Annotated in this window: 19 protein-coding genes, 1 tRNA gene and 1 CRISPR repeat array; of the genes, 8 read left to right on the forward strand and 12 right to left on the reverse strand. The window is 35.1% G+C overall.

Annotation, left to right across the window (positions count from 1 at the left end; all coding sequences use genetic code 11):
* Window positions 1-6: 6 nt before the first annotated feature.
* Window positions 7-1,206, reverse strand: coding sequence for a molybdopterin molybdotransferase MoeA (locus CVT07_RS07705; protein WP_107937338.1), 1,200 nt, complete (start codon window positions 1,204-1,206; stop codon window positions 7-9).
* Between the two features lie 136 nt (window positions 1,207-1,342).
* Here CVT07_RS07705 and yedE point away from each other — a divergent pair, with 136 nt between their 5' ends.
* The gene (gene yedE, locus CVT07_RS07710) at window positions 1,343-2,401 is read left to right on the forward strand and encodes a YedE family putative selenium transporter (RefSeq protein ID WP_107937336.1); all 1,059 of its coding nucleotides are present in this window, start codon (window positions 1,343-1,345) and stop codon (window positions 2,399-2,401) included.
* A gap of 115 nt (window positions 2,402-2,516) precedes the next feature.
* Window positions 2,517-2,593, forward strand: a tRNA-Met gene (locus CVT07_RS07715).
* A 640-nt stretch (window positions 2,594-3,233) separates the two neighbouring features.
* Here CVT07_RS07715 and CVT07_RS07720 read toward each other — a convergent pair.
* From CVT07_RS07720 to cas6, 11 genes are all read right to left on the reverse strand, one after another.
* Window positions 3,234-6,794, reverse strand: coding sequence for an Mbeg1-like protein (locus tag CVT07_RS07720; protein ID WP_107937334.1), 3,561 nt, complete (start codon window positions 6,792-6,794; stop codon window positions 3,234-3,236).
* Complete coding sequence (locus CVT07_RS07725) at window positions 6,794-7,399, reverse strand: tRNA 2-selenouridine synthase (protein WP_103608510.1); 606 nt, start codon at window positions 7,397-7,399, stop codon at window positions 6,794-6,796. Before CVT07_RS07725 ends, CVT07_RS07720 begins: the two co-directional genes overlap by 1 nt.
* A 235-nt stretch (window positions 7,400-7,634) precedes the next feature.
* Entirely contained in the window at window positions 7,635-8,264 is a 630-nt protein-coding gene (locus tag CVT07_RS07730; protein ID WP_103642957.1) for a tRNA 2-selenouridine synthase, read from the reverse strand.
* Window positions 8,265-8,540: 276 nt separating this feature from the next.
* Window positions 8,541-9,542 (reverse strand): helix-turn-helix transcriptional regulator, encoded by a 1,002-nt coding sequence (locus CVT07_RS07735; RefSeq protein WP_180999475.1) that lies wholly within the window; start codon window positions 9,540-9,542, stop codon window positions 8,541-8,543.
* On the reverse strand, window positions 9,542-9,922 hold the full coding sequence (gene csx20, locus CVT07_RS07740) for a CRISPR-associated protein Csx20 (protein WP_103607981.1): 381 nt from the start codon (window positions 9,920-9,922) through the stop codon (window positions 9,542-9,544). Before csx20 ends, CVT07_RS07735 begins: the two co-directional genes overlap by 1 nt.
* A complete protein-coding gene (locus tag CVT07_RS07745) occupies window positions 9,919-11,166 on the reverse strand; it encodes a TM1812 family CRISPR-associated protein (protein ID WP_103607982.1) in 1,248 nt (415 codons plus the stop codon). The genes csx20 and CVT07_RS07745 overlap by 4 nt, the downstream gene beginning before the upstream one ends.
* Window positions 11,167-11,169: 3 nt before the next feature.
* Complete coding sequence (locus CVT07_RS07750) at window positions 11,170-11,964, reverse strand: hypothetical protein (protein ID WP_103607983.1); 795 nt, start codon at window positions 11,962-11,964, stop codon at window positions 11,170-11,172.
* Window positions 11,965-12,111: 147 nt separating this feature from the next.
* A complete protein-coding gene (locus CVT07_RS07755; protein ID WP_103607984.1) occupies window positions 12,112-12,780 on the reverse strand; it encodes a hypothetical protein in 669 nt (222 codons plus the stop codon).
* 179 nt (window positions 12,781-12,959) lie between these two features.
* A CRISPR array of direct repeats spans window positions 12,960-15,158; the repeat unit is 33 nt; unit sequence GTTTCAATCCCCTAGATCGGGGAAATTTGTATC.
* A gap of 131 nt (window positions 15,159-15,289) precedes the next feature.
* A complete protein-coding gene (locus CVT07_RS07760; RefSeq protein ID WP_103607985.1) occupies window positions 15,290-15,475 on the reverse strand; it encodes a hypothetical protein in 186 nt (61 codons plus the stop codon).
* Window positions 15,476-15,504: 29 nt separating this feature from the next.
* Window positions 15,505-16,248, reverse strand: coding sequence for a reverse transcriptase domain-containing protein (locus CVT07_RS07765; RefSeq protein WP_103607986.1), 744 nt, complete (start codon window positions 16,246-16,248; stop codon window positions 15,505-15,507).
* Between the two features lie 62 nt (window positions 16,249-16,310).
* Window positions 16,311-17,123 carry a CRISPR system precrRNA processing endoribonuclease RAMP protein Cas6 gene (gene cas6 / locus CVT07_RS07770; protein ID WP_103607987.1) on the reverse strand — a complete coding sequence of 271 codons (813 nt, stop codon included), beginning with the start codon at window positions 17,121-17,123 and terminating at the stop codon, window positions 16,311-16,313.
* Between the two features lie 153 nt (window positions 17,124-17,276).
* On the opposite strand from cas6, the gene CVT07_RS10270 reads away from it, so the two are divergent.
* The 6 genes from CVT07_RS10270 to CVT07_RS07795 all read left to right on the forward strand — a co-directional run bounded on the left by CVT07_RS10270 (window position 17,277) and on the right by CVT07_RS07795 (window position 22,234).
* The gene (locus CVT07_RS10270) at window positions 17,277-17,405 is read left to right on the forward strand and encodes a hypothetical protein (RefSeq protein WP_258030945.1); all 129 of its coding nucleotides are present in this window, start codon (window positions 17,277-17,279) and stop codon (window positions 17,403-17,405) included.
* Window positions 17,406-17,479: 74 nt separating this feature from the next.
* Window positions 17,480-18,079 carry a hypothetical protein gene (locus CVT07_RS07775; RefSeq protein WP_103607988.1) on the forward strand — a complete coding sequence of 200 codons (600 nt, stop codon included), beginning with the start codon at window positions 17,480-17,482 and terminating at the stop codon, window positions 18,077-18,079.
* A gap of 94 nt (window positions 18,080-18,173) precedes the next feature.
* On the forward strand, window positions 18,174-18,560 hold the full coding sequence (locus tag CVT07_RS07780) for a hypothetical protein (RefSeq protein WP_103607989.1): 387 nt from the start codon (window positions 18,174-18,176) through the stop codon (window positions 18,558-18,560).
* A gap of 130 nt (window positions 18,561-18,690) precedes the next feature.
* Window positions 18,691-20,370, forward strand: coding sequence for a hypothetical protein (locus CVT07_RS07785; protein WP_230855696.1), 1,680 nt, complete (start codon window positions 18,691-18,693; stop codon window positions 20,368-20,370).
* Window positions 20,371-20,374: 4 nt separating this feature from the next.
* On the forward strand, window positions 20,375-21,187 hold the full coding sequence (locus CVT07_RS07790; RefSeq protein WP_103607991.1) for a hypothetical protein: 813 nt from the start codon (window positions 20,375-20,377) through the stop codon (window positions 21,185-21,187).
* Between the two features lie 174 nt (window positions 21,188-21,361).
* The gene (locus tag CVT07_RS07795; protein WP_103607992.1) at window positions 21,362-22,234 is read left to right on the forward strand and encodes a helix-turn-helix transcriptional regulator; all 873 of its coding nucleotides are present in this window, start codon (window positions 21,362-21,364) and stop codon (window positions 22,232-22,234) included.
* Window positions 22,235-22,277 lie beyond the last annotated feature (43 nt).

The raw sequence follows: 22,277 nt of genomic DNA on the forward strand, positions 1-22,277 counted from the left end.
TTACCCTTAGCAAGGCATCTTTAAAACTTCTACTACTTCACCTTTTGCGATAAATTCTGTCTCTTTAGGGATGATAAGCAGTGCAGCTTCGTTTGTTAGGTTATTTACGATCGCTGAGCTACCTAGCTTTTTGCCGTTTAAATTTACAAAAATTTTGCCATCTTTGTTTTCTAAATTTACCGCTGTAAATTCCAAAAATGGCGAGCGTTTTTTGTAGTCTTCGTCCATTATCGCCGTGATCTTTGGCTCTTCTTGGCTAAACCAAGTGTTTATAAGCACTCTCACATAAAGCACGCACATAACCATCGCCGAATACGGAAATCCCGGCAGCGCAAAGATGTATTTATCGCCTGATTTTGCCACTCTTATGTGGCGGCCCGGTTTTATCGCAGCGCCTTCGATGATGAGCTTAAAGTTTTCATTTAAAGCGCCCTTTACAAAGTCATAGTCTCCCATGCTGATGCCACCAGTCGTCACTAAAATATCGGCTGATTTTAGTGCATTGATGATCGCTTTTTCGACAAGCTCGGCCTTATCTCTTACGATCTCACAAAGGATCGGCTCCGCGCCCATTTTTCGTATCTGCATAGCGATGCCTACGTGATTTGAGCTGTGAATTTGCGCTGGACTATCAAGAGGCTCGCCAAGGTCTTTTATCTCGCTACCGGTTGCTAGTATCGCCACTCTTGGGCGGATAAAGACGCTTACGTGAAAGACGCCAAGCTCGGCAAGAAGTGCGATCTCAGCATAAGTTAGACGTGTGCCTTTTTTTATTAAAATTTCGCCTTTTTTGTAGCTCTCACCCACTGCTCGCACGGCAAAGCCCTTTGGCACGCTCTTTTTGATGATTATTTTTGAGCCGCTAACCTCGACATTTTCAACCGGCACAAGAGTGTCGGTACCTTCGCTCATTAGCGAGCCGGTGAAGGTTTTGACGCATTTACTGCTCTCCACATGCAGCCCTTTGTCACTACCTGCTGGAAGGTCTGTGATGAGCTCAAGCTCACTTAGTCCATCTTTAAAGGCAAAAGCGTAGCCGTCCATCGCCGAAACTGGCTTTGCTGGGTAGTTTTCAGCGGCTTTCACATCATAGGCGATATTTCTATCAAGCGCATCTGTGATGGCTACTTTTTCGACCTTTTCCCACGCATTTATCGTATCTTTTAGAATTTTCAGGCTATCTGCATAGCTCATAAAATCTTTCATCATTTGTCCTTTTTATGAAATTTTTGCATATTTTAGCCACTTCTGTTTTACAAAAAATTAATCTTTGTTTTATTTAATGATTATTAAAATGTCGTTTAAGAAACCAGTCTGGTTTTACCCTTACACAGGAATTTACATGAACAAAACACTACTTTACATCATCGCAGGTGCGAGCCTTGGCATACTTGGTCCGGTGCTCGTTCATTTTGGCAACCCAGCAAATATGGGCGTTTGTGCGGCTTGCTTTTTACGAGATAGCATGGGTGCGCTTGGCTTTCACCAGGCCAAAGTCGTGCAGTATCTAAGGCCTGAAATTTTAGGGCTTATCATCGGAGGCTTTCTAGCTAGCATGCTTTGGAGTAGAAATTTCACTCCAGTATCTGGTAGCGCGGCATTTTCTAGGTTTTTCTTAGGCGTGTTTGCGATGATAGGCTGCCTCATATTTTTAGGCTGCCCTTGGAGGGCGTTTTTGCGTCTTGGAGGCGGAGATATGACCGCCATCGCAGGGCTTGTTGGCTTGTTTGCTGGTGTCTTTGTGGGACGAGCTTTTAAGAAAAATGGCTACGTTTTACCTGAAAATGAAACCACTGCAAAGGCGATAGGGTTTTTGCCACTGATCATCGCTATTTTGCTTTTACTAGCACTTATCTTTGGTCTAAAACTTGGCGAAAATGGCGCATTATTTAGCTCAGAAAAAGGTCCAGGCTCACAGCATGCAAATTTATTTATCTCACTTATTTGTGCGATCATCATCGGCGCATTTATGCAAAGAAGTAAATTTTGCTCAGTGGGAGCTATCAGCAAAATTTTTGAACGTGACTTTTCGATGTTTTATGGCGTCATCTCTATCATCGTCTGCGCAAGTATCACAAATTTAGTGCTAAATCAATACAAATTTGGCTTTGAAGGACAACCTATCGCTCACAATGATATGCTTTGGAATTTCTTAGGTATGACGCTCGCTGGCCTTTGCTTTAGTCTAAGCTACGGCTGCCCTGGCAAACATTTAGTGCAAATGGGAGCTGGAAATTTAAGCTCAGCCGTATTTGTTTTAGGCATGGGCGCAGGTGCTGCTATAAGTCACAACTTCGTGCTTGCAAGCTCAGGAGCTGGCATCACACCTTTTGCCCCGTATGCCGTAGTGATCGGCTTTGTCTACGCTATTTACGTTGGATTTTTCACTAAAAAAGCTTAACTAAATTTGGCTGCTTTTGCAGTCAAATTTGCTTTTTATCTATAAAATTTGAGTGAGATAAATTTTAGCTAAAAATAAGTTCTTAGGTTGTATAATCCAAAACTTATTTTAAGTTGTCACGGTAGCTCAGCTGGTTAGAGCGCTGGTCTCATAAGCCGGAGGTCGGGAGTTCAAGTCTCCCCCGTGACACCATAAATACCTAAACTACAATGTTTCTACAATATTATATTGCAGTCACCTTTCATAAAATATAGCTTAAAGTTTGTAGCAAAATAAAATTTTATGTAGCAAATTTTTAAGCTTGCAGTAATTTTAACACGTTTTTGTAAAAATTTTAAAATTTTACCAAGACACCAAAAACCATTTGAGCTTATGCGGAAATTATAAAAAAACAACTCATTATATCTATTATTTAAGTAAATATTAAAAATAAATTTTAATATTAAAAAAATATTTATTTTATTTTAAGTTGTCAAGAAACCATTTTCCTTCTTGACACACTCATAAAATAATATCATCTATCAATATACAAGCATAAAATAATTTTTTTCATAGTATGTATGATAATACTTACTTAGCAAACTCAAATTGAGTTTGCTGTAAGGTCTTGGCAGACGGCCAATATTTTTATTCTCATAATAGAATAAAAATATAAAAGCTCAGACAAACCATTATCTCTAAAAACTAATTTTTACAGATAAAACGTCTAAGCTTTTTATAAGGATTAGATAAATTTTCTTAAGAATATTGAAAGGTTATGTGACGAAAATTTCAAAAGGCGTACAGATTGTTTAAAGGTGGCGTTTGATTTTCTTTCACTGAACATAGACTATTAAGCCACCACTACTGTTTTTGTTGTATTTATATCGTCATTATATTTGCTATCAAGCCCACAAGCAAATTTTATATCCACCGTCTTTGCCTTGCTAGGTGTGACATAGATAAGGTTACTCTCATCGCTTATATCATCTACAAACTGGAAAAATCCTATACCACTTTTTGGAAGCGTTGTATTTTTGTATATAGCCTCTATATATTTAGGTGTTATAAAGATGAAATTCTTATCCATGAGCGAGTATTTAAAGTTAAATGACGAGATGCTAAATTTATCATCTCTAAAGCGAGAGCTTAGATGTTCTTTTAGCTTCTTATCTTTTACGTCAGAGCCCTCGTCTAAATTTAGCTCCATCTCTTTAAATCCCTCTTGGTTTTTATGCTCCACATCATTTAGCTTATATATGCAAACAGCAAGGTTGTCTGCTTGATTAAGGGCTGATTTTACATGCAGTCTTATGTGAGCGCTATTTAAATTTGGATTTAGCACCGCAGGGTTATCGTTTTGAGATGCAGGACTACCTATGCTATGAGCTAGCTTTATCCTGTTTTCTTTTTTTATGCACCTTAGCGGTGAGCCAGTGTTGCTTAGGCACGCTGGCACTAGGTCTTGCATAACAGCATAGTGGTTATTCATACTTTTTAGACTAAGAGCCGCTCTTGGCACGTATGCTACCTTTGTGCAAGGGTTTTTAGCTGAGCAGCCAACTATCGGTGAGTTTATAAAATCAACATCAAGTATCACACCTTGATCATCTGACCTTATGCTTTTGCCTGCTCTACTTTTTAAGATCACATGGCCACCATGTGGGCAAACTACCACGTCATCTTCTATTATTGGATTAGCAAAGGCAGTACCACTAGCACTTAGCGCACTACTTTTCTTTTCTAAGTTTAGCCTCTCATTTGCCTTTTCAAGTGACTCTTTGGTCTCTTTGTTTGTTGGCTTTAGGTCTATATTTAGGCTTTTGTTTAGCAAAGAGTAGTTTAGCACACAAGCTCGTTGGTTTTTATAATCGATAGTTAGTCTTCCCTTGTCTTTATCCTCATCTCTTGGCTGATGAGAGAAGCTTAGCAGGCTAGAATTTGACTCCTCCCCGTCCTCTTCTTTTTTAAAGTATAGTGGATAGTCTGATTGCTCAGTGGCGGTATTTAGGAGCATAGAGCCTAGATATACTCTTTGCTCCATATTTTTACTATCTAGTTTAAATATATCATTTAAAACCGCCACATCTATGATGCTTTTATCTTCAGCACTTACACTAAGAGTGTTTTCTTTTTTATGAAAGATATCCCCAAAGCTCTCATTTGCAAGAGCTCTTATATCCTCAGTTGCTAGTTTGTTATTGCGTGCTATATCGTTATTGCTTAAAGTTGATGGTTTATGCGCTATGACTATCGCTTCATCACTAGAGCTTGCCTCATTAGAGCTAACGCTAGCTAAGAAATTCTCGTTTTCTTCAAGTTTTTTGTAGTCGGCATATTTTAGGCTTATTATGCTTTTTAGTATCTCTATCCTATCTTTTACGTACGTAGTAGCAAGCTTCATATCCACCTTGTCATCACACAGGGTTGTTATGCTCTTATAGATATTTTTATTATAAGCGAAGTATTTACCTAGTTCGTCTTTTTCTATCTTCTTATCAAAGACAAATAAATTTAAAGCACATATCGCCACTAGCATATCTATATCACCAGCTCTAGCACTGCTCACTATCTGCGAGGCATTTAGCTTTTCTATATCCTCGGCATCCAAAAGCCTAACTAAGTGAGCCTCTTTGTCGCTATTTTTATCTATATTTTTGCCTAAATTTTCGATGATATATCCAACCATATCTTGTTTAAATTTATCATCGCTAAATTTCCCTTGCTCATAAAAGAGGTTTAGATAAGCATAGAATATATATAAAGGTGTATCAAGCATCGAGGTGTTGCTTATACTATCTATATCCACATCTAAATTTAGCTTCATCCTTATACATCTTAGTTTAAATTTAAGCGACTGGATATACTCATTTAGGTAGTCTAGAGCGCCTACGATATCTTTACCCTCTATCTTGCTTTCGTTTTCTTTATGCTCTAAAAGATAGCACATCAAGTATAAAACCATCACACTATCTTTTAGCGAGTGTGACCTGACTAATATATTGATCAAGTGTCTATTATCAGTGTTTTTATACTCTATCTCATCAGCCATACCAACACCTAGCTTAAACCCAAGATCAGATATAGCAGAAAGCGTAGGCTCCCATAACATATGCCAATCTCTTTCATAGCCATCCTCATTTTTGCTGATGCTTTGCTTTACACTTTCTATATGATGTATCTCTATGCCTAGATCATCACCCTTGCTAGCTCTTTTTATATTTAGGTTTGTATCTTTGTTTGATAGAGTCTTGCACGCCTTATCGTTCTTCTCAACTGCATTTACACACTCTTTCACCGTGCTCTTGTCATCTTTAAAACCAAACATACCTTTTATTTTATTAAAAGCAGAATTTACTAGCTTTCCTAAAAAGCCATCTGGATCAACAAGTCTTGCTACATACTTTGCCCCTCTTACTATGCCTTTAGCTATAAGACTAAGAAACCTTACCACCCAAGTAAAAGCTGAGCCAATTATCCCACCATCAATTCCTGGGGCATTATAAGTATATAGCTCTTTTACTCCACTATCTTTAAATGTAACAGCATATATCTGTGCTAGATGTCCGCCTAGTGAGTGACCTGAGAGGATGACCTCTTTAGGACCATGAGAGGCTTGCTCTTGGTCTAAATTTAAAGAGCTTTCATCCTCGCCATCCACACTATTTAAATTTAAACTATGAGAATTTATAGCTTCAACCATGCTTGATTGGAGTGATGTTAGTGCAGATATCTGCATAATGGCCTTAGAGGTAATAGCCATAAAAAAGTCGTCAACAAAGTCGTTTCCCTTTATCTCAGTTCCTCTAAAGCCTATGATATAGTTTGACTTTTCAGTGTCATAAAACACTGACGAGCTAAAGCCTGATTTTTGGTTTGGTATATGTTTTACTAGCTCGTAGCGATTGACAAAGAGTTTTGTGCGAGGGGAAATGGTATAAATTTCATCTTTACCTACAATTAGTCTTTGTTCTTTTGAGTCTTTGTCGTAATATATAAAATTTTTAACATCATTATCTATTTTTACGTCTTTCAATTCTCCATTTTCGCCAACTGGCTTTTTAACTATTTTATCGGCCATAAAGTTAGCTTCTATTGCTAGAGCATAGGCAGTGGTATCACCAAGCTGACGGTTATTTATTCTTGATTGTCTAGTTTGGTTATCCTCTGTTATTTTATCACCAAGTCGTATATTGTCCGAGTATCTCCAAACAGGATTATCAATTTCTTCTTTTTTACAAGAGTTTATTGTATTTTCTGGTAAATTTTCCAACCCATGCTTTTTTGATAATCTATCTAGCTCTCCCTCTTCATTCTCAAAGACATTATGTAAAAGAGCATAAGAGGCATCAGCAATGTCAATGTAATCTTTAAAGCAATTTATCAGTTCCTTGCTTGATTTTTTAGTTTGCATTATTTATCCTTGCTTGCTCTTTCAAATTTGCCATTTACTAGTATAAATTTATTACCACCACCAACACTTTCAAAGCTGTTTTTCTTAAAACTAATACCTTTGGCTTCGTCTCCAAATAAGCCGTATTGTGTTTTTACTCTTTCGTATGCAACAGTACATGAAATTTGAACAATTCTTTCGTCTTTATCTTTGTAATATAGATTTGAAAATATCCAAGGTTTATATTTTTTTAAATTTTCATCACCTATGAATTTATAAATTTCTTCATAGCAGCTTTCTGAAATTTTACTAGATGTGCCACCCTTAAAGTATGGCTTGCCGTTTGAGAGAGTTTGTGGATATTTTGTATCAAATCCTTTTAAATTCTTTCTCATCTCAGCATCCGTTTTTGAAGCATTCACTATTGCCAATTCTGCTTCTCGTCTTATCTTTTCTTTAGTAGTTATCTCTTTTTCAAATTTCTCATTAAATATATAAACTCCACCATATTTGCTAGCTAAATTCTCTAGCTCAGAGTTGCTTATCTTATTGCTTGCTTGATTTGCAGAGCAAGCTATTAAAAATATGCTTGTTAGTAGTAGAAGTATAATGCCTATAAATTTCATCCTATATCCTTTTAGAAATTTTATTTTGCTTATTTTATTGTTTTTGAAATTATAATATTATTAATTTATTATGTTTTATTTGTAGATTGTTAAATTTTTTATTGATTGAAGCTATTGTTTAGTTTATTTCTTTTATTCTCAAAAATGTTATGAAGCATTGCATAACTTGCATCGGCAATATCAATGTAGTCTTTAAAACAATTTATCAGCTCTTTACTTGATTTTTTAGGTTGCATTACTTATCCTTACTTACTCTTTCAAATTTGCCATTAGTTAGTATAAATTTATTACCACCACTTAAAGGGACTACGCTTTTTTTACTAAAGCTAACACCCATTCCTTCATCGCCAAATAGCCCATATTTAGTATTATAAATTTCATAGTAAACATCTATGCTTATAGGTACCACTTCTCCATTATCATCTACATATAATTTTCCTAAATCCAAATAAGGTTTTTGTTTATTGAAATTTTCCAAACCTATAAAATTTATGATCATATCTATAAAGTTCTTTGGAATTTTTGCATCTCTTTTCATCTCTTTTTTATAATCTATCCAACGTGTATAGTATTTTTTACCGTTTGAGAGAATTTGGGGCAATTTCTCATCAATAACTTTCGTATTAACAGCATATAGTCCGCCACCTAAATCTTTTCCCTTTATATTCTTTCTTAGTTCTTTTCTCTCAGCTTCTCTTCTATCTATCTCATCAACAAATTTTTGATTAAATACATAAACTCCGCCATATTTACTAGCCAAATTCTCTAGCTCAGAGTTACTTATCTTATTACTTGCTTGATTTGCAGAGCAAGCTATTAAAAATATGCTTGTTAATAGTAGAAGTATAATGCCTATAAATTTCATCCTATATTCTTTTAGAAATTTTATTTTGCTTATTTTATTGTCTTTGAAATTATAATATTATTAATTTATTACACGCTCAATAATACGCACCGTTCTTATGATCTCTGCTATGATTTTATTATTAGTAAATACAATTTACATTATGAGAAGATAGGCAAAGAAACTCGCTGCATCAAAGAAAAATTATTACACAATACTTAATTGAAGATGCTGTTAGTGCTTAAACATCAGAATGCCTGCAAACATAGTTTATTCTTTTGTATTATTTACACTTTATTATTTATCTAATAAATCAAGAGCAATTTTTAGATCCTCTTTAAATTTATCCCTTAGGCTTTTTGGCTCTAATATCTCAATATCTGGGAGCCATCTCTTTATAAAAGGCAAAATTTCTATATCCTGAGTAAAATCTATACTAAACGTAACACTGCCATCCTCTAAAGTCTTTTCAAATCTTTGAGATGGGAAAAAGCTCTTCATGCCTTTACGAAAATATATAGCTACCTTAGGAGAGGCTTTAAGTAGGGCTCTTTGTGGCATATTTGATGGCAAGCTCATGGCATTTTGTATTTTATTAAAATACGTTTTGTACTTTGACAAAATCTTTTTTTGATAGTTTTTTGAACTTTTGGTTAAAGATACTATAAAAGCCACTCTTAAAAGCCTAAAATTTTCGTTAGCATCCTCTATAGCCAAATACCAATTTCCATCAGTAAAGACTATTTTTAGGCATTTTGCATCGGTTAAATTCTCGACTTCACCGATATATTTATACTTAATGTCTCGGTATTCTCTGTTTGCAACTGCATTACGAAGCTCGCTCAAATACCTTTTACTAGGCTCATCTTGTAAATTTTCTAAAGGATTTGTCTTAAATAAAAATATATCAGAGTCTTCTTGTAGCTGCCTAGATACCTCTTTTTCATATTTATCTAAATCATTCAATAAGCTAGGGTCGTTTTCGTTTAGTAAGGTGATTAGCCAGCCTAGATTGTCGCTATTTTTTAAAAGATACTCTAAAACGATGATTATGTCTTTATTCTTATCAGCTACTCTTAATACACCCATAGGTCTTTTGGCATTTTTTACAAGCTTATTTTCTATTATAAATGAATTTGGGAATAAAATTTTGATCTCTTCTATATATCTTCTTAGAGTTCTTTCTTGTATGCCAAATTCATCTAAAAGCTCTGCATCTGATGGATAAATTTCTCGTTTTTTTACTAACTTTTTTAAAATTTCAAAAATAATTAATGTTTTATTGTTTAACTCTGCCATTATAAATCCTCATATTCTCTAAATCTTGCATGTTTAAATTCTCGTTTTGTTACAACTTTTCCATTTTCTATATATTCGCTTACTATACGCTTTGTAGTCGCATATATGACGGTTAAGCCTATATTTTTTGCGAATTTTATCATGTTATATGTTGCTCCAAAGTCACCTTGAACTAACAGTACATCGCCGGCACTAGCCTGCTGCGTAAGTCTATCTTTGTAGATATTTATGACATTTACTACACTTTTTTCAAACGGATCTATGTCACTCCACTTTGCATCAGCTATATTTACAAATTTCTCAATTTTTAGATTATCCCTAGCATCCTCCTCTTGTTCTGGAGTTAGAGCGTGATTCATTAGAATAAAAAGAGTTTTCATTTTTTATTTCCCAGTATGTTTTGTACTATACAAAATGAATTATATTTATCTAACATTTTTGTGAGCTCTTTTTTTGAATCTTCTATTTTTTCACTTGCGTTACCGTGAGCTAGATTATTTCTTAGTTTTTCGGCCTCTTTTATAAAATCTCTAAAATTACCAAGGGTTCTTATGCTCTCCAGCTTATTTTTTATATCATAGTATGCCGCACCACTTTTTTTTAGGTACTTTTCATCTCTTAGTTCCATCCATTTTACAAAAGTTCTAGACTCGTGTGTTAGATCATAGGCATTGAAATTTTTACTTTTTCTAAAGGCATCAATATGCATTTTTACATTATTGCCAAAACATTCAAAGCTTTCTGCACAGTAATACCCAATAGCTTCAAATAACAGGGTTATAGAATTTAATAAGTACCCTTTCGAGCTTAACAACCTAGACATTCTATAAAATTTCATAGAATCCTTTTGCTTGCCTATGTCTTGAAGCTCTTTTATATGTTGCTGTATGTCATTAAGGCTACTTTTAAATGTTTCGATCTGCTCATTTTTTAAAATCAACTCTATATTATTTAAAATTTTATCAGTATCGTTACTAAGTGCTTTTAATGAATTAGATAGTATATGGTTTGAAATAGTTGATAACTGACTTGCAAGATCATGAAAATTTTTATTTTTAAATTTAGAGGCTAAAGCTACTGTGTAGTTGTGATTGAAGCTTTCAAGTATATATGAGATATTTGCAAGCTCCAGATACTCTTTTAAGTCGATTATTTCATATTCTTCTCTGGGCTTCATTTCTTTTGCAAAAAATATATGTTTAATTTTGTCTGTATTATTTAAACTTTGAGAGATAAGTGAAATAGTTGCCAAGATCGGGATATGTCTAAATCCATGAGTTAGGTCTATTATGTATTCTTTATCGCCTGATGTTGCATTATTTATGATACGCAAGATATCGTAAAAGTTTTTTTCGCCTTCTATTAAATTTTCATTATTAAATATCTCATCATAGCTATTTCCTAGTTCATCTTTTAAAACTTTAGACTGAATCTTTAGAGCTGTTTCTGTAAATATTGGAACAATATTTTTTGCTTCAAAATTGTCTATCAATAGAGGAAGCATATTTACATATCTCTCTCTTTTTAAAGAATATAACTCTTTTAGTTTGTTATCATATCTATAAATAGGTACGTCATGATCTTCTGCTTTTTTTATAGTTCCCAAAAATGTTACGACTTTCATATCTTACTCCTCATTTTTTATATAGGTCAAATCATAGTGTCTAACACTATAATCATTTGTAGAAACATACTGTAAATGCCTATCATTTGGTATCGCAAACATTGCTCCAGCTATGGCTATTACTTTTTGGCCACCAGTAACGTCAAATACGATATCATTCTCTTTAAACCCGTCTTTTTTAAGCTCTTCATATGTATTTTCTAAAAAATCATAGACATTTTTAGCTTTTTCGAAGTCACCAGCATTCTTTATCTCTATGATTTTTGCGATCTTGCTACCAAAAATATTTTGCACACATTTTGAAAATTTATCCTTATCGTTAAAGGATTGATCAGAACAAGAAATGATTATTTTAGTAAGTGTATCTTTGTGATAGTCTATCGCCCTAAAAGGCATAAAATATTTAAAAGGTTTCATATCCTCAAGTGTTTTTAGTCTTATCAAATCCTCTTCTTTTTCTTTATTCGGACTTAAAAATAGCACCAATGCTTTTGCTTTTTTAGGTTCGTTATTTATGCTTATCTCTACATTAGCAACATTTTTTGGGATTATTTGCTTAACTAGCAAGAATATTGCGATAGAGCCTAAAATTTGAACTAGCATAGTTCCATCTTTTGCACTCCAAGTAAAAATTTCTCCTCCAAAAATTTTATCTAGCAATGCAGACATACCATCGGGTAGCCATGCAAAAAAGACAGCTACCCCAGTTATTATCAAAAACGCCTTAACTCCCAAAAGCGAGCTTCCTAGAAGCGAAACAATTATTTTTTGAAGTTCTCTGTTTTGGTACTTATTCATTTTTTACCTTTATTAAAATTAATAAGTTTGACATTTTATTTAAATTCATATTTCATTTACTTAAAAAGAGTTAAGGCTTGCAAATTTAGTTAAAAATATTTCTAAAAAGAAACATTTAGCCAAAGCATACACCTTGGCTACTATGAACTAAAATTTCGCCGTAATACCCAAAGTCACTATAGGCTGTCCCTTTTTTAGGTCGCTACCATCTAGTCTTTGGCTTTGATAGCCACCATATATATTAAGGTTTGCTCCCTTTGAGATACTTATAGATATAGGCACGCCAAAGCCGTATGTAGAGCCTTTGATATTTTTGATGGCATATAGATCATACTTAGTTTTATCGTAAGATCCACTCACACCGACACTTAACCACTCAGCCACTCTATAGCCGTATGTTGCTTGCACGCCGTATTCTCGCCAGTTTTTAAGATCACTGCCGACATCACCAGTAACAAGGCCGTATTTGTAGTTTGTCTCAAGTGCTACAAACTGATTTTCAGATAGCTTTTGAGACCAGCCAAGTCCGCCACCTATCTCGAGAAATCTATGCACATCCTTGCTTCTAACGCCAGCATGGCCTGCTAAGCGGAAGTATAGCTCGCCATTAGCAGCTTGCACTAAGCCATATTTACCATCAAAGCCAAGAGCGAAAGATGAAGCGCCCCATATGTCAGTACCTTTGTAGTAAGTGTCTAGCGCGATGGCAACTTTGTCGTGATTAGTAGGTGCTATATTAGCTAGATTAGCAGCCTCACTAGCAAAAGCAGAGCTTACAACTCCTGCAACCATTAAAGATAATGCGATCTTTTTCATAAAAACTCCTTAATTTTTTTATTGACGCTTTAGCATCAACTTCGGAGGCAATTATAAAAAGTTTCGTTGTCAGATATGGTCAATATGACGATTATTTTTTTATATACCAACTAAAAAATAACTAAAATGAAATATATCTATGAATTAATACTTGGGAACTATGCTCAATAGATCTGCCCGCTTCAATCCCCTAGATCGGGGAAATTTGTATCAGATTTTCAGCTTTTTCGATTAAGCTTTTGACGACTGGGATGTTGTTTCAATCCCCTAGATCGGGGAAATTTCTATCTAATATGACATGGCACTGATTGACGGCAAATATTGGTGCTACGCGTTTCAATCCCCTAGATCGGGGAAATTTGTATCAGATAAGCAGAGCAAAACAACGGACAAGAAGCACCATCTGTGTTTCAATCCCCTAGATCGGGGAAATTTGTATCAGATATGAGTACGTTAACAGAAGACATAGTTAAGAGAATAGTTGTTTCAATCCCCTAGATCGGGGAAATTTGTATCAGATTCAATGTTGAATTGTTTTGGGACAGAAAAAGCTGCTCCTGTTTCAATCCCCTAGATCGGGGAAATTTGTATCTAATGCGATATGCAAGATATGAATAGGCTTTATCTGTCTTTAGCTGTTTCAATCCCCTAGATCGGGGAAATTTGTATCTAATTGGTCCCTCATCCCACAATGTCCAATCGTTTCTTTCGAGTTTCAATCCCCTAGATCGGGGAAATTTGTATCTAATACGATTATGAAAAAGATTATCAGTTTTACGCTGAGAATTGCGTTTCAATCCCCTAGATCGGGAAAATTTGTATCAGATGTCCCAAAAAGATGCCTTCAGCAGAGCAAACGATATAATGTTTCAATCCCCTAGATCGGGGAAATTTGTATCAGATCTCGTGCTAGTTGATTATTTCTATTTTTTTCCTGCTTTTAGGCTTCAATCCCTTAGACCGGGGAAATTTGTATCAGATTAGAGAGTTTCTTTGATAAACAATCTGAAGAGATAAATACGTTTCAATCCCCTAGATCGGGGAAATTTGTATCTAATGCAAAGAAGACTTTATCTCAAGAAATTCCTTGATAAGATTTCAATCCCCTAGATCGGGGAAAATTGTATCTAATAAGATCAATTGCTGCAGAAGAAATTTTTTCGAAAGAGGTAGTTTCAATCCCCTAGATCGGGGAAATTTGTATCGGATTTTAATGTCAATGGCGAAAAACGTGAAGAGACATGCTTTATGTTTCAATCCCCTAGACCGGGGAAATTTGTATCTAATGATAATGAAAAGAGTATTAATAGCTAGCTTATTGCTAGTAAGCGTTTCAATCCCCTAGATCGGGGAAATTTGTATCAGATCAAAATGGAAAATTTAAAAATATCCTTTTTTCTCAGTTTCAATCCCCTAGATCGGGGAAATTTGTATCTAATGCTACTGATGAAGAGCAAACAAAAAAGTTCGACTTAGCCGAGCTTTTGTTTCAATCCCCTAGATCGGGGAAATTTGTATCTAATACCAAAATTTTAACACAAGGAGTACATTATGGTACGCACAGATAGTTTCAATCCCCTAGATCGGGGAAATTTGTATCTAATTCTAAATGGCTTGGGCAGAAAGTGTTGCCGCCAACTTGTTCCTTTGTTTCAATCCCCTAGATCGGGGAAATTTGTATCGGATTACATTGATGACGACGAGTTCACTGATGTAGTCCAGACTAGACCTAAGTTTCAATCCCCTAGATCAGGGAAATTTGTATCGGATTTTTATAAATGCTCCACTAGCACTTATTCAAACGGAGATGTTTCAATCCCCTAGACCGGGGAAATTTGTATCTAATTTATTTCAACGCAGATTCGGCTTATGACGCCGGGTCTTGTTTCAATCCCCTAGACCGGGGAAATTTGTATCTAATTATATTATTTTTTTTAAAGGATTTACAATGAGAACATCATTAGTTTCAATCCCCTAGACCGGGGAAATTTGTATCTAATTAAATTCTGCGGTGAAGATGCATCGGCATCAGTATTACCGTTTCAATCCCCTAGATCGGGGAAATTTGTATCAGATAAAACTATTTTGTCTTTCCTGAAGAGAGTGACAGTAATGTTTCAATCCCCTAGATCGGGGAAATTTGTATCTAATCTGTTTTTATTTTTTATAAAGGAGATAAAAATGAACACTCCATTGTGTTTCAATCCCCTAGATCGGGGAAATTTGTATCTAATGCAAAAGATGACTTACTACAATATTGACGGTGTGTTTCACGTTTCAATCCCCTAGATCTGGGAAATTTGTATCTAATGTTATAACGCTCAAAATCACCTAGCTTCTGCTGAGTTTCAATCCCCTAGATCGGGGAAATTTGTATCTAATAGCCTAAAAAACGATTGTGAATTAACAATGAGTTTTAAAAGAACTATTGATAGGCCGCATTATATCACAAATGGCAAAATGTTCGAAAATGTGGCTAAAAAAATTTTTCAAATTCGCACTCTTTTGCTTATAGATAGCTTAAGATAGCGAATTTAAGGGCATTTATGTTCTCTACGCTTTGGGCGATCTCTGGCTTTTTGGACGAGGCTGTGAGTTTTGCTAAGATGCGTGCAAATTTATCCTCGCCTATGCTTAGCTCGTGAGCTTTGAAATTTACGCCAAGAAAGGTGAATTCGCTATCTTTGTCGTGCAAGGATGTTTTGGCTTCGTTTAGGGATAAATTTATGTGGTTACTAGAAAGTCTTTTAGTCTGGCAAGCCCTTGCTCGCAGGTTTCACGTGAGCCAAAAAATAGAACAAAATCATCTGCGTATCTTACAAACTCTATACTGCTATGCTCGAGAAATTTATCCATTTGATCAAGGTAGATGTTTGAAAGAAGTGGGCTTAAGACGTCTCCTTGATGGACGCCTTTTGTGTGAGAAGTATAGTCAAAATGCTCGAAAATACCATTTTTTATCCAAAGCTCGATGAGTCTAATAATGCGAGTGTCTTTGATATTTGAGCGTAAAATTTCAAGCAGTTTTGCGTGGTTTATGTTTTCAAAAAAGTCTTTTATGTCGGTTTTTAAGACAAAGTCGTGCGTCAAGCAAAAATCTCTGGCTCGAAAGATGGCGTTTGAGTATGATTTGCCACTTCGGTAGGCGTAGGAGCGGTTTGAAAAGCTCTTGTCAAAATAGCTTGAAAGCTCGCTAATAAGGATATTTTGCGCAAATTTATCTTTTAAAGATGGGATGGCTAGTTTGCGAAGCTCGTCTTTGTTCTCTTTGGGGATGAAGGCTCGTTTTAAGGGCTGGGGCGAATAAGAGAGGTTTAAAATTTCATCCTTTAGCTCGGCAAAAAATGCCTCTGAGCAGAGATCATCTATGCTAAGTCCGTCAAGCCCTAAGGCTGTGTGCTTGAGCCTTTTTAATGCGTACTCAAATGAGCTTTTTGTAAAAATATCCTCTAAATTTAGATCAAACATAGGCTATCCTTTTAGTGCTTTAGTGCTTGGTGCAAAAGCTAGCCAGTGCCACTTATGAAAGGCTAGATCTGCGTCACATCTATCTTGCCTAGTCCAAAAACGGTGCTTTTGCCAACGCCTGTGATAGTGGCTAGCTGTAAAAGCCCTGCTGAGCGCTCATCAAGGCCATAAACTCGCATCTTGCCTATAACGCCACCAAATTGCATCTTGGTGTGCTGGCGGTTTGAGTAGCGCTCAAGGTCGTAAAAGCTAAGCTCTTGCTCGAAACGCTCAAATTTAACTTCAAATTTATCCATCTTCGTGCCTGAAATGCCATCAAATCGCATGGCGATCTGGCGGATAAATAACCTAAAATCTATCTCACTTTTAACAAGGGTGTTCTTTTGTTTTATGCGAAGTGGGGTTTGAAGGCGGATCTCGTAGTCGCCTGCGGTGAAATTTGGTGTGAAATTTAGAGTTTCTGGCTCGGAGTTTAGTAAAAATTTAGTTTCAACCATTTTGCCATTTAGCGCGAAGTGGCTGAGCTTAAATTTATCTCTACTTGCGCCAAGGCCGATCTCTTGCATATTTTTAACAGCGATAGCTACATATGGCAGGTAGCTAACGGCATGCTCGAAAAGCAAAATTTTAAAGTCAAAGCTCGTTTGGCCAAGCTCGATATCTAGCCTAAAATTTGGCGTATCAGAGATGTTTTCAAAAAATTCATCATAAATACAGCTACCAGAAATATCGCATGTGCCGCACTCTTGTCTGACGAAAGGGCAGCTTGCGTACCTTAGTGCGTGTCCGAAGGTGCCTCTAATAGTAGAGCCTATAAATGGGTAGGTGGGCTTTAAATTTGTGCCGCAAACGGCTAACTCTAAATACTTTAGCATGGTTGCCTTTGAGAGATTTTTTAAAATTATACTCTAAAAGAAGCTTTAGCTAGCTGGGGCACGCAAAATGGGCACTTAAATGTCAGTATTTGACGCTGCAAATTTGTAGGATTTCGCCTATTTTCTAAAAAAGTTAAATTTAAAGGATAAAAAATGCAAAAGCGAGATCAAAATATATTGTCTCATATAAGGCGAGAAATTTCTCTTTCAACAAGGGTCAAAAAAGATAAAAGTAGGTATAGCAGGAAGCTAAAGAATAAGTGCGCGGTGGGTTTTGAGTAAATTTATCATCTGCGACACAACCTGTCACGCCACTAGGTTAAATTTTCATCATAAATTAAATCAAAGGAGTATGGATGTTAAGATATATCATAGGTGGCGTGGCGCTTGGAGCTATTGGTTTTGGGCTTGGTAAATATTTTAGTGAGAGTGAGCATTATTGTGATTATTTAAATAAATCCGCACAAAATACAAATGACGAGATAGATAAAAGCACCTTGCAAGATAAATTTTTAGAAATTTATGCAGGTATAGAAAATTTACAAAGAGCACTGCCTACTATACTTGAAGAAAGTGGTCTTAGGAAATTTATAGGTGCTGAGAATGCTAAGGTCATAGAATTTAGCAAAGATGACGAAAAGTATAAATTTGCTCTCATCTGCCTAGTAAATAACAGCAAAAGAGATACTAGCTTTTTAGATAGCCTAAGCAACGTCTTAAGCAATATCTTGCTAAAGATAACGCAAAAAAGGGATGATACAAAAGAGGAAGATAGCTTTTTAAAAGTAGATGCACATCAAGCGGGACTTATATACGCATTAGTTGAAGCAAATAATAAATTTGTAACCATGCTTCGCCGGATAAACGAGATGAAAGATATCGATGTGGTTTTGGACATTTTGCATGAGTGGAAGGAAATTTATGAGAATGACTACTTTAAAAAGGCCTTTGCGTGAGCGGTTTTAATATCAAGCTCTTTTTTTGCATTTTGCAAGAAATAGCTCAAATGCTTTTAAAAATATCAATCAAAAATAGGCTGAGACGGACAAGATGAGCACTACTGATAAATTTTTAAGAGCAAAAGCTTTTGGTAAGTCTTATGAGCTAGATCAAGCTATAAATGAACTTTCTCTTGTGCTTTTTAAAGATGAGTTTATCACAAGAAATATCATTAAATTTAGCGCTCAAGGATTGGATGTTTATAGGTTTGTAAAAACAGATGATGATTTACAAATTTTAAGCGACCTTTCGTTTATGCTTAGATATATGCCTGCAAATATGGCTGGCGAGCAGGCTAAAGATAAAGAGGAGCTTAAAGATTTGTTTTTTACAGCTAGTATTTTGCTAAAGGGTGCCAGCTCTATACAAGAGTTAGCCTTCACTTTTAAAGATGTAGCTAGGTTTTATAAAAACTACTATGGCGGAAAGAGTGCATAGTGGCAAAAGAGGAAGTCTAGTTGTTTATGAATTTATTACTATTTAATTTTTATTAAACTTTTAGAGTGGTTTGACGATATAGAGAAATAATACTTTTGCGGATCATATATAAAAAGAGAGGTAAGAAATGTTGCAAGAAAATACTATTAACTATCTTGATGAAAATACATCGTTCATTGAAAATGAACTTATGCAACTAGATGAAAAATTTGAATTTGAAGCCCAAAAAATAGAGTTAAATGATGATTTGGCACAGGCTTTAAACGAATTTGAAAATTTAAAATCACAACTGCCAAAAGAACAAACCGCAACGCTTCTTGAACTATGTAAGGATAATGTTTTAGATACTATTACCTCACAATTTGGATTGGCTAGCTTATTTATAGATGCACGTGATGGTGGTAGTGTGACGACAACTCATAACTTTGAAAAAGGGATAACATCAAATGCTTCAGATGCAAGTAAATATCAAGAATTTAAAAAAGTACAAGAGCTAAAAGGCGAAGACTGGCAAAAATATCGTCATGATAATTATGATCAACACAACAACTATAAGGCAATGTATGATAATACGGATCAGATCGTGGTAGATGGATATACTAACAAAAAGATACCAAAATCATATACCGATGTAGAGCATATTGTGTCTGTCAAAGAAATAGAGTCAAATGCATCAAATCATCTCTATCTTAGCGTAGAACAAAGAGCCGAAATAGCGTCGAGTGACAAGAATTTAATATATGCTGATCGCGGGGTAAATCGTTCAAAAAAAGATAATAGCTTAAAAGAGTGGCTTGAAGATGGAAATCCCGAGTACACCTCAAAGGTAGACAAAAAAGTAGCAATGAAAAAATATAATGATGCGAAAAAAAATGAAAATAAAAAAAGAACTATTGAGGCTCTAAAGAAAAATTCAAAAGAGCTACTTCAAACTGGCACAAAAGATGCGGCAAAAATAGCAGCTTATTCAGCAATCGGCATTATTCTTAAAGATTTAGTGCAAGGAATAATGATAGAACTTCGCTTGACTTTTGAAAAAAGAGGTAATGAAACATTAAGAGAAATTTTTAATCGCTTTAAAGATAGAGTGAGCAAAATTCTAGTTGAAATAAAATCAAAATGGAAAGATATACTTACAGGCTCATTAGAAGCTGGTATCACTGCCTTTTTATCAAATATCGTAGTGTTTGCTATAAATTTATTTGCAACTACGCTTAAAAGATTTGTAGCAATAATACGAGCAGGATTTGTTTCGTTAGTTCAAGCTATCAAAATTTTAGCAAATCCACCAGCTGATATGCCAAAAGATGAAATAAACTATCAAGCCCTTAAAGTTTTAACTGCTGGACTAATCGGGGCACTATCGCTTGGATTAACAGAAGGAATAGAAAAGCTCTTATTGTCAGTGCCAGTGCTTACTCCGATCATGAGCCTTCCTTTGCCTTTTGGAGATCAAACCATCGGCGATGCGATAGCTGTAACGCTTAGTGCAATGTGTGGAGGGCTGCTAACTACGGTTGCGCTATATTTTATGGACAAGGCTCAGAGAGAAACAAAAGAAAGTAAGATCCAAATCCAACTTATGGCTAAAAGCGGGGAGATAGTTCATATGAAAGCTGCTCAAACTTGGGTTGTGCTTGGCGAAGCGTATGATGAGTTTTTTAACGACGCCAAACAAAGCTATGCTAAGTTTGAACAAGCAAAACTGGAAATCAATCAAAGCACAAAACAAGCAAGCGAGTCTGTAGAAAATTTTTCTAAAACTATGGCAAATTTGAGATCTAAATTAAAACAAATCACAAAGGAGTAAAAAGATGACGGATATGGTGAAAGACGAACCACTTTCTATTGAAATTTTAGAAAGTATGTCACAAAGCAAACTAGAGGAGCTAGCAAGAGAAAAAGCTAGGGAGATATTTTTAAATATCCATAATGCCAATGAAAAAATAAAGGAGGCCAAAAAGCTATCCGTTAGAGCAAGCACAGTAGAGACTGACGGATCAGATGGAATAAATTTTGCAACATTTGGCTTTGCAGGTAAAAGCAGGGAAGATAAGTTATCAGATAGAATAAATTTAACAAATAAAGCTCAAATCAGCCAAAATGAAGCAATTTTTGAACTGTCAAAGATTATTCAGGATTCAATTAAATTTACTCAGCTTACAAGTAAATTTTCAAGTTCTCTACAACAAGCTATGTCTTTTCTTTTTAAAAATGGTCTAAAGGATGCAGATGGCAACATCACAAAGCTTAGCAATGAGAGTGCGAGAGCATTTTGCGATATTTTAGAGGCAGCCGATCAATTTGCTGCAAGTCAAGCAAGACTTGATTATAAAATAGATCAAATTTACTCTAACTTAGATAAAAACCATCAGATAGACGAGAAACAAAGCCAAATTATACAAAGCAATTCTAATAAGATAAGTGAGCTACTTTTGCATATGGATGAAAAGGGGCAACTAGATCAAGAGCAAGAAAAGCTAATAGCCAAAAATGCACAAGCCATAATGGCCAATACTGAAATTTTACGCAACCTACAAACAAGAAAGGATACAAAAATTTATATCATAGCCATAGCTTCGCTATTGCTTTCAGTGATTAGTATCGTTTTACACTTTATAAGATAGTGATAAAAAATCTTATTAGCGTAACTAAATTTTATTTAAAATATGTAATGTAAATACTATGCATAAAACATATATACGATTTTAAATTTAATTTAAGCATCGATTAATTTTCAACACAAATTCATTCTAATGTGCTTATAGGATAAAATAGCGAAAATTTTAAAAGGATTTAAGATGCACTCACACGACAAGATAGCCTTTAGGCTCGCTCAAATTTTAATAAAGCTAAATGACGGAGCAAGGCTTAGCATAGATGAGCTCACAGAGGAATTTAGTGTCAATAAAAGAACCATTCTAAGGGACTTTGAGCGCCTAAATATACTGCCCATAGAAAAAGCAAATGGCAAATACTTTTTGGCTGATTATGCACTTGGTAAGCTTAGCTATAAAGATATCCATGCATTTGCCATACTGAGTGGAGTGAAGTCTTTGTTTCCGGACCTAGACGATAAATTTATAAGCGACATCTTAAACGAGAAGCTAAACAAGGCCTATCTCATCAAAAATCAAGGCTTTGAGGATCTGCAAATTTCAAGAGCCGAGTTTGAAGAGATAAGCGCTGCTATCATTAAAAATAAGATAGTTGAGTGCTCTTATAACGCTAAATTTAGGTCACTAAAACCATACAAACTGATAAACAACAATGGCGTCTGGTACCTGCTAGCAGATGATAGTGGTAGGCTTAAAAATTTCACCCTTTCAAAGCTTGAAAATATAAAGATAAAAGATAGCACATTTAAGCCAAATGAAGAATTTATAAACCGCATCAAGCAAAACGATACAAACTGGTTTTCAGATGTGAAATTTGAAGTGATACTGGAGATAAAAAGCGAGGCGATGAGCTACTTTAAAAGAAAGAAATTCTTGCCAAATTTTAAAATAATAAGCGAGGATAAAGATAGGATCATCCTAAGCACAGAGGTAGCCTATGACGATGAGGTCCTGCGCGTGGTCAAATACTGGTTGCCATTTATCAAGATAAAAGAGCCTGAATATCTAAGGGTGAAATTTGAGAAATTGCTTGAAGAGTATCTAGAATGCAGTTGATAATTATGTAATATTTTTCGTTTATCTTTTTAAAGAAATACAT

It is taken from the genome of Campylobacter concisus, from assembly GCF_003048875.2.
GTDB lineage: Bacteria > Campylobacterota > Campylobacteria > Campylobacterales > Campylobacteraceae > Campylobacter_A > Campylobacter_A concisus_AU.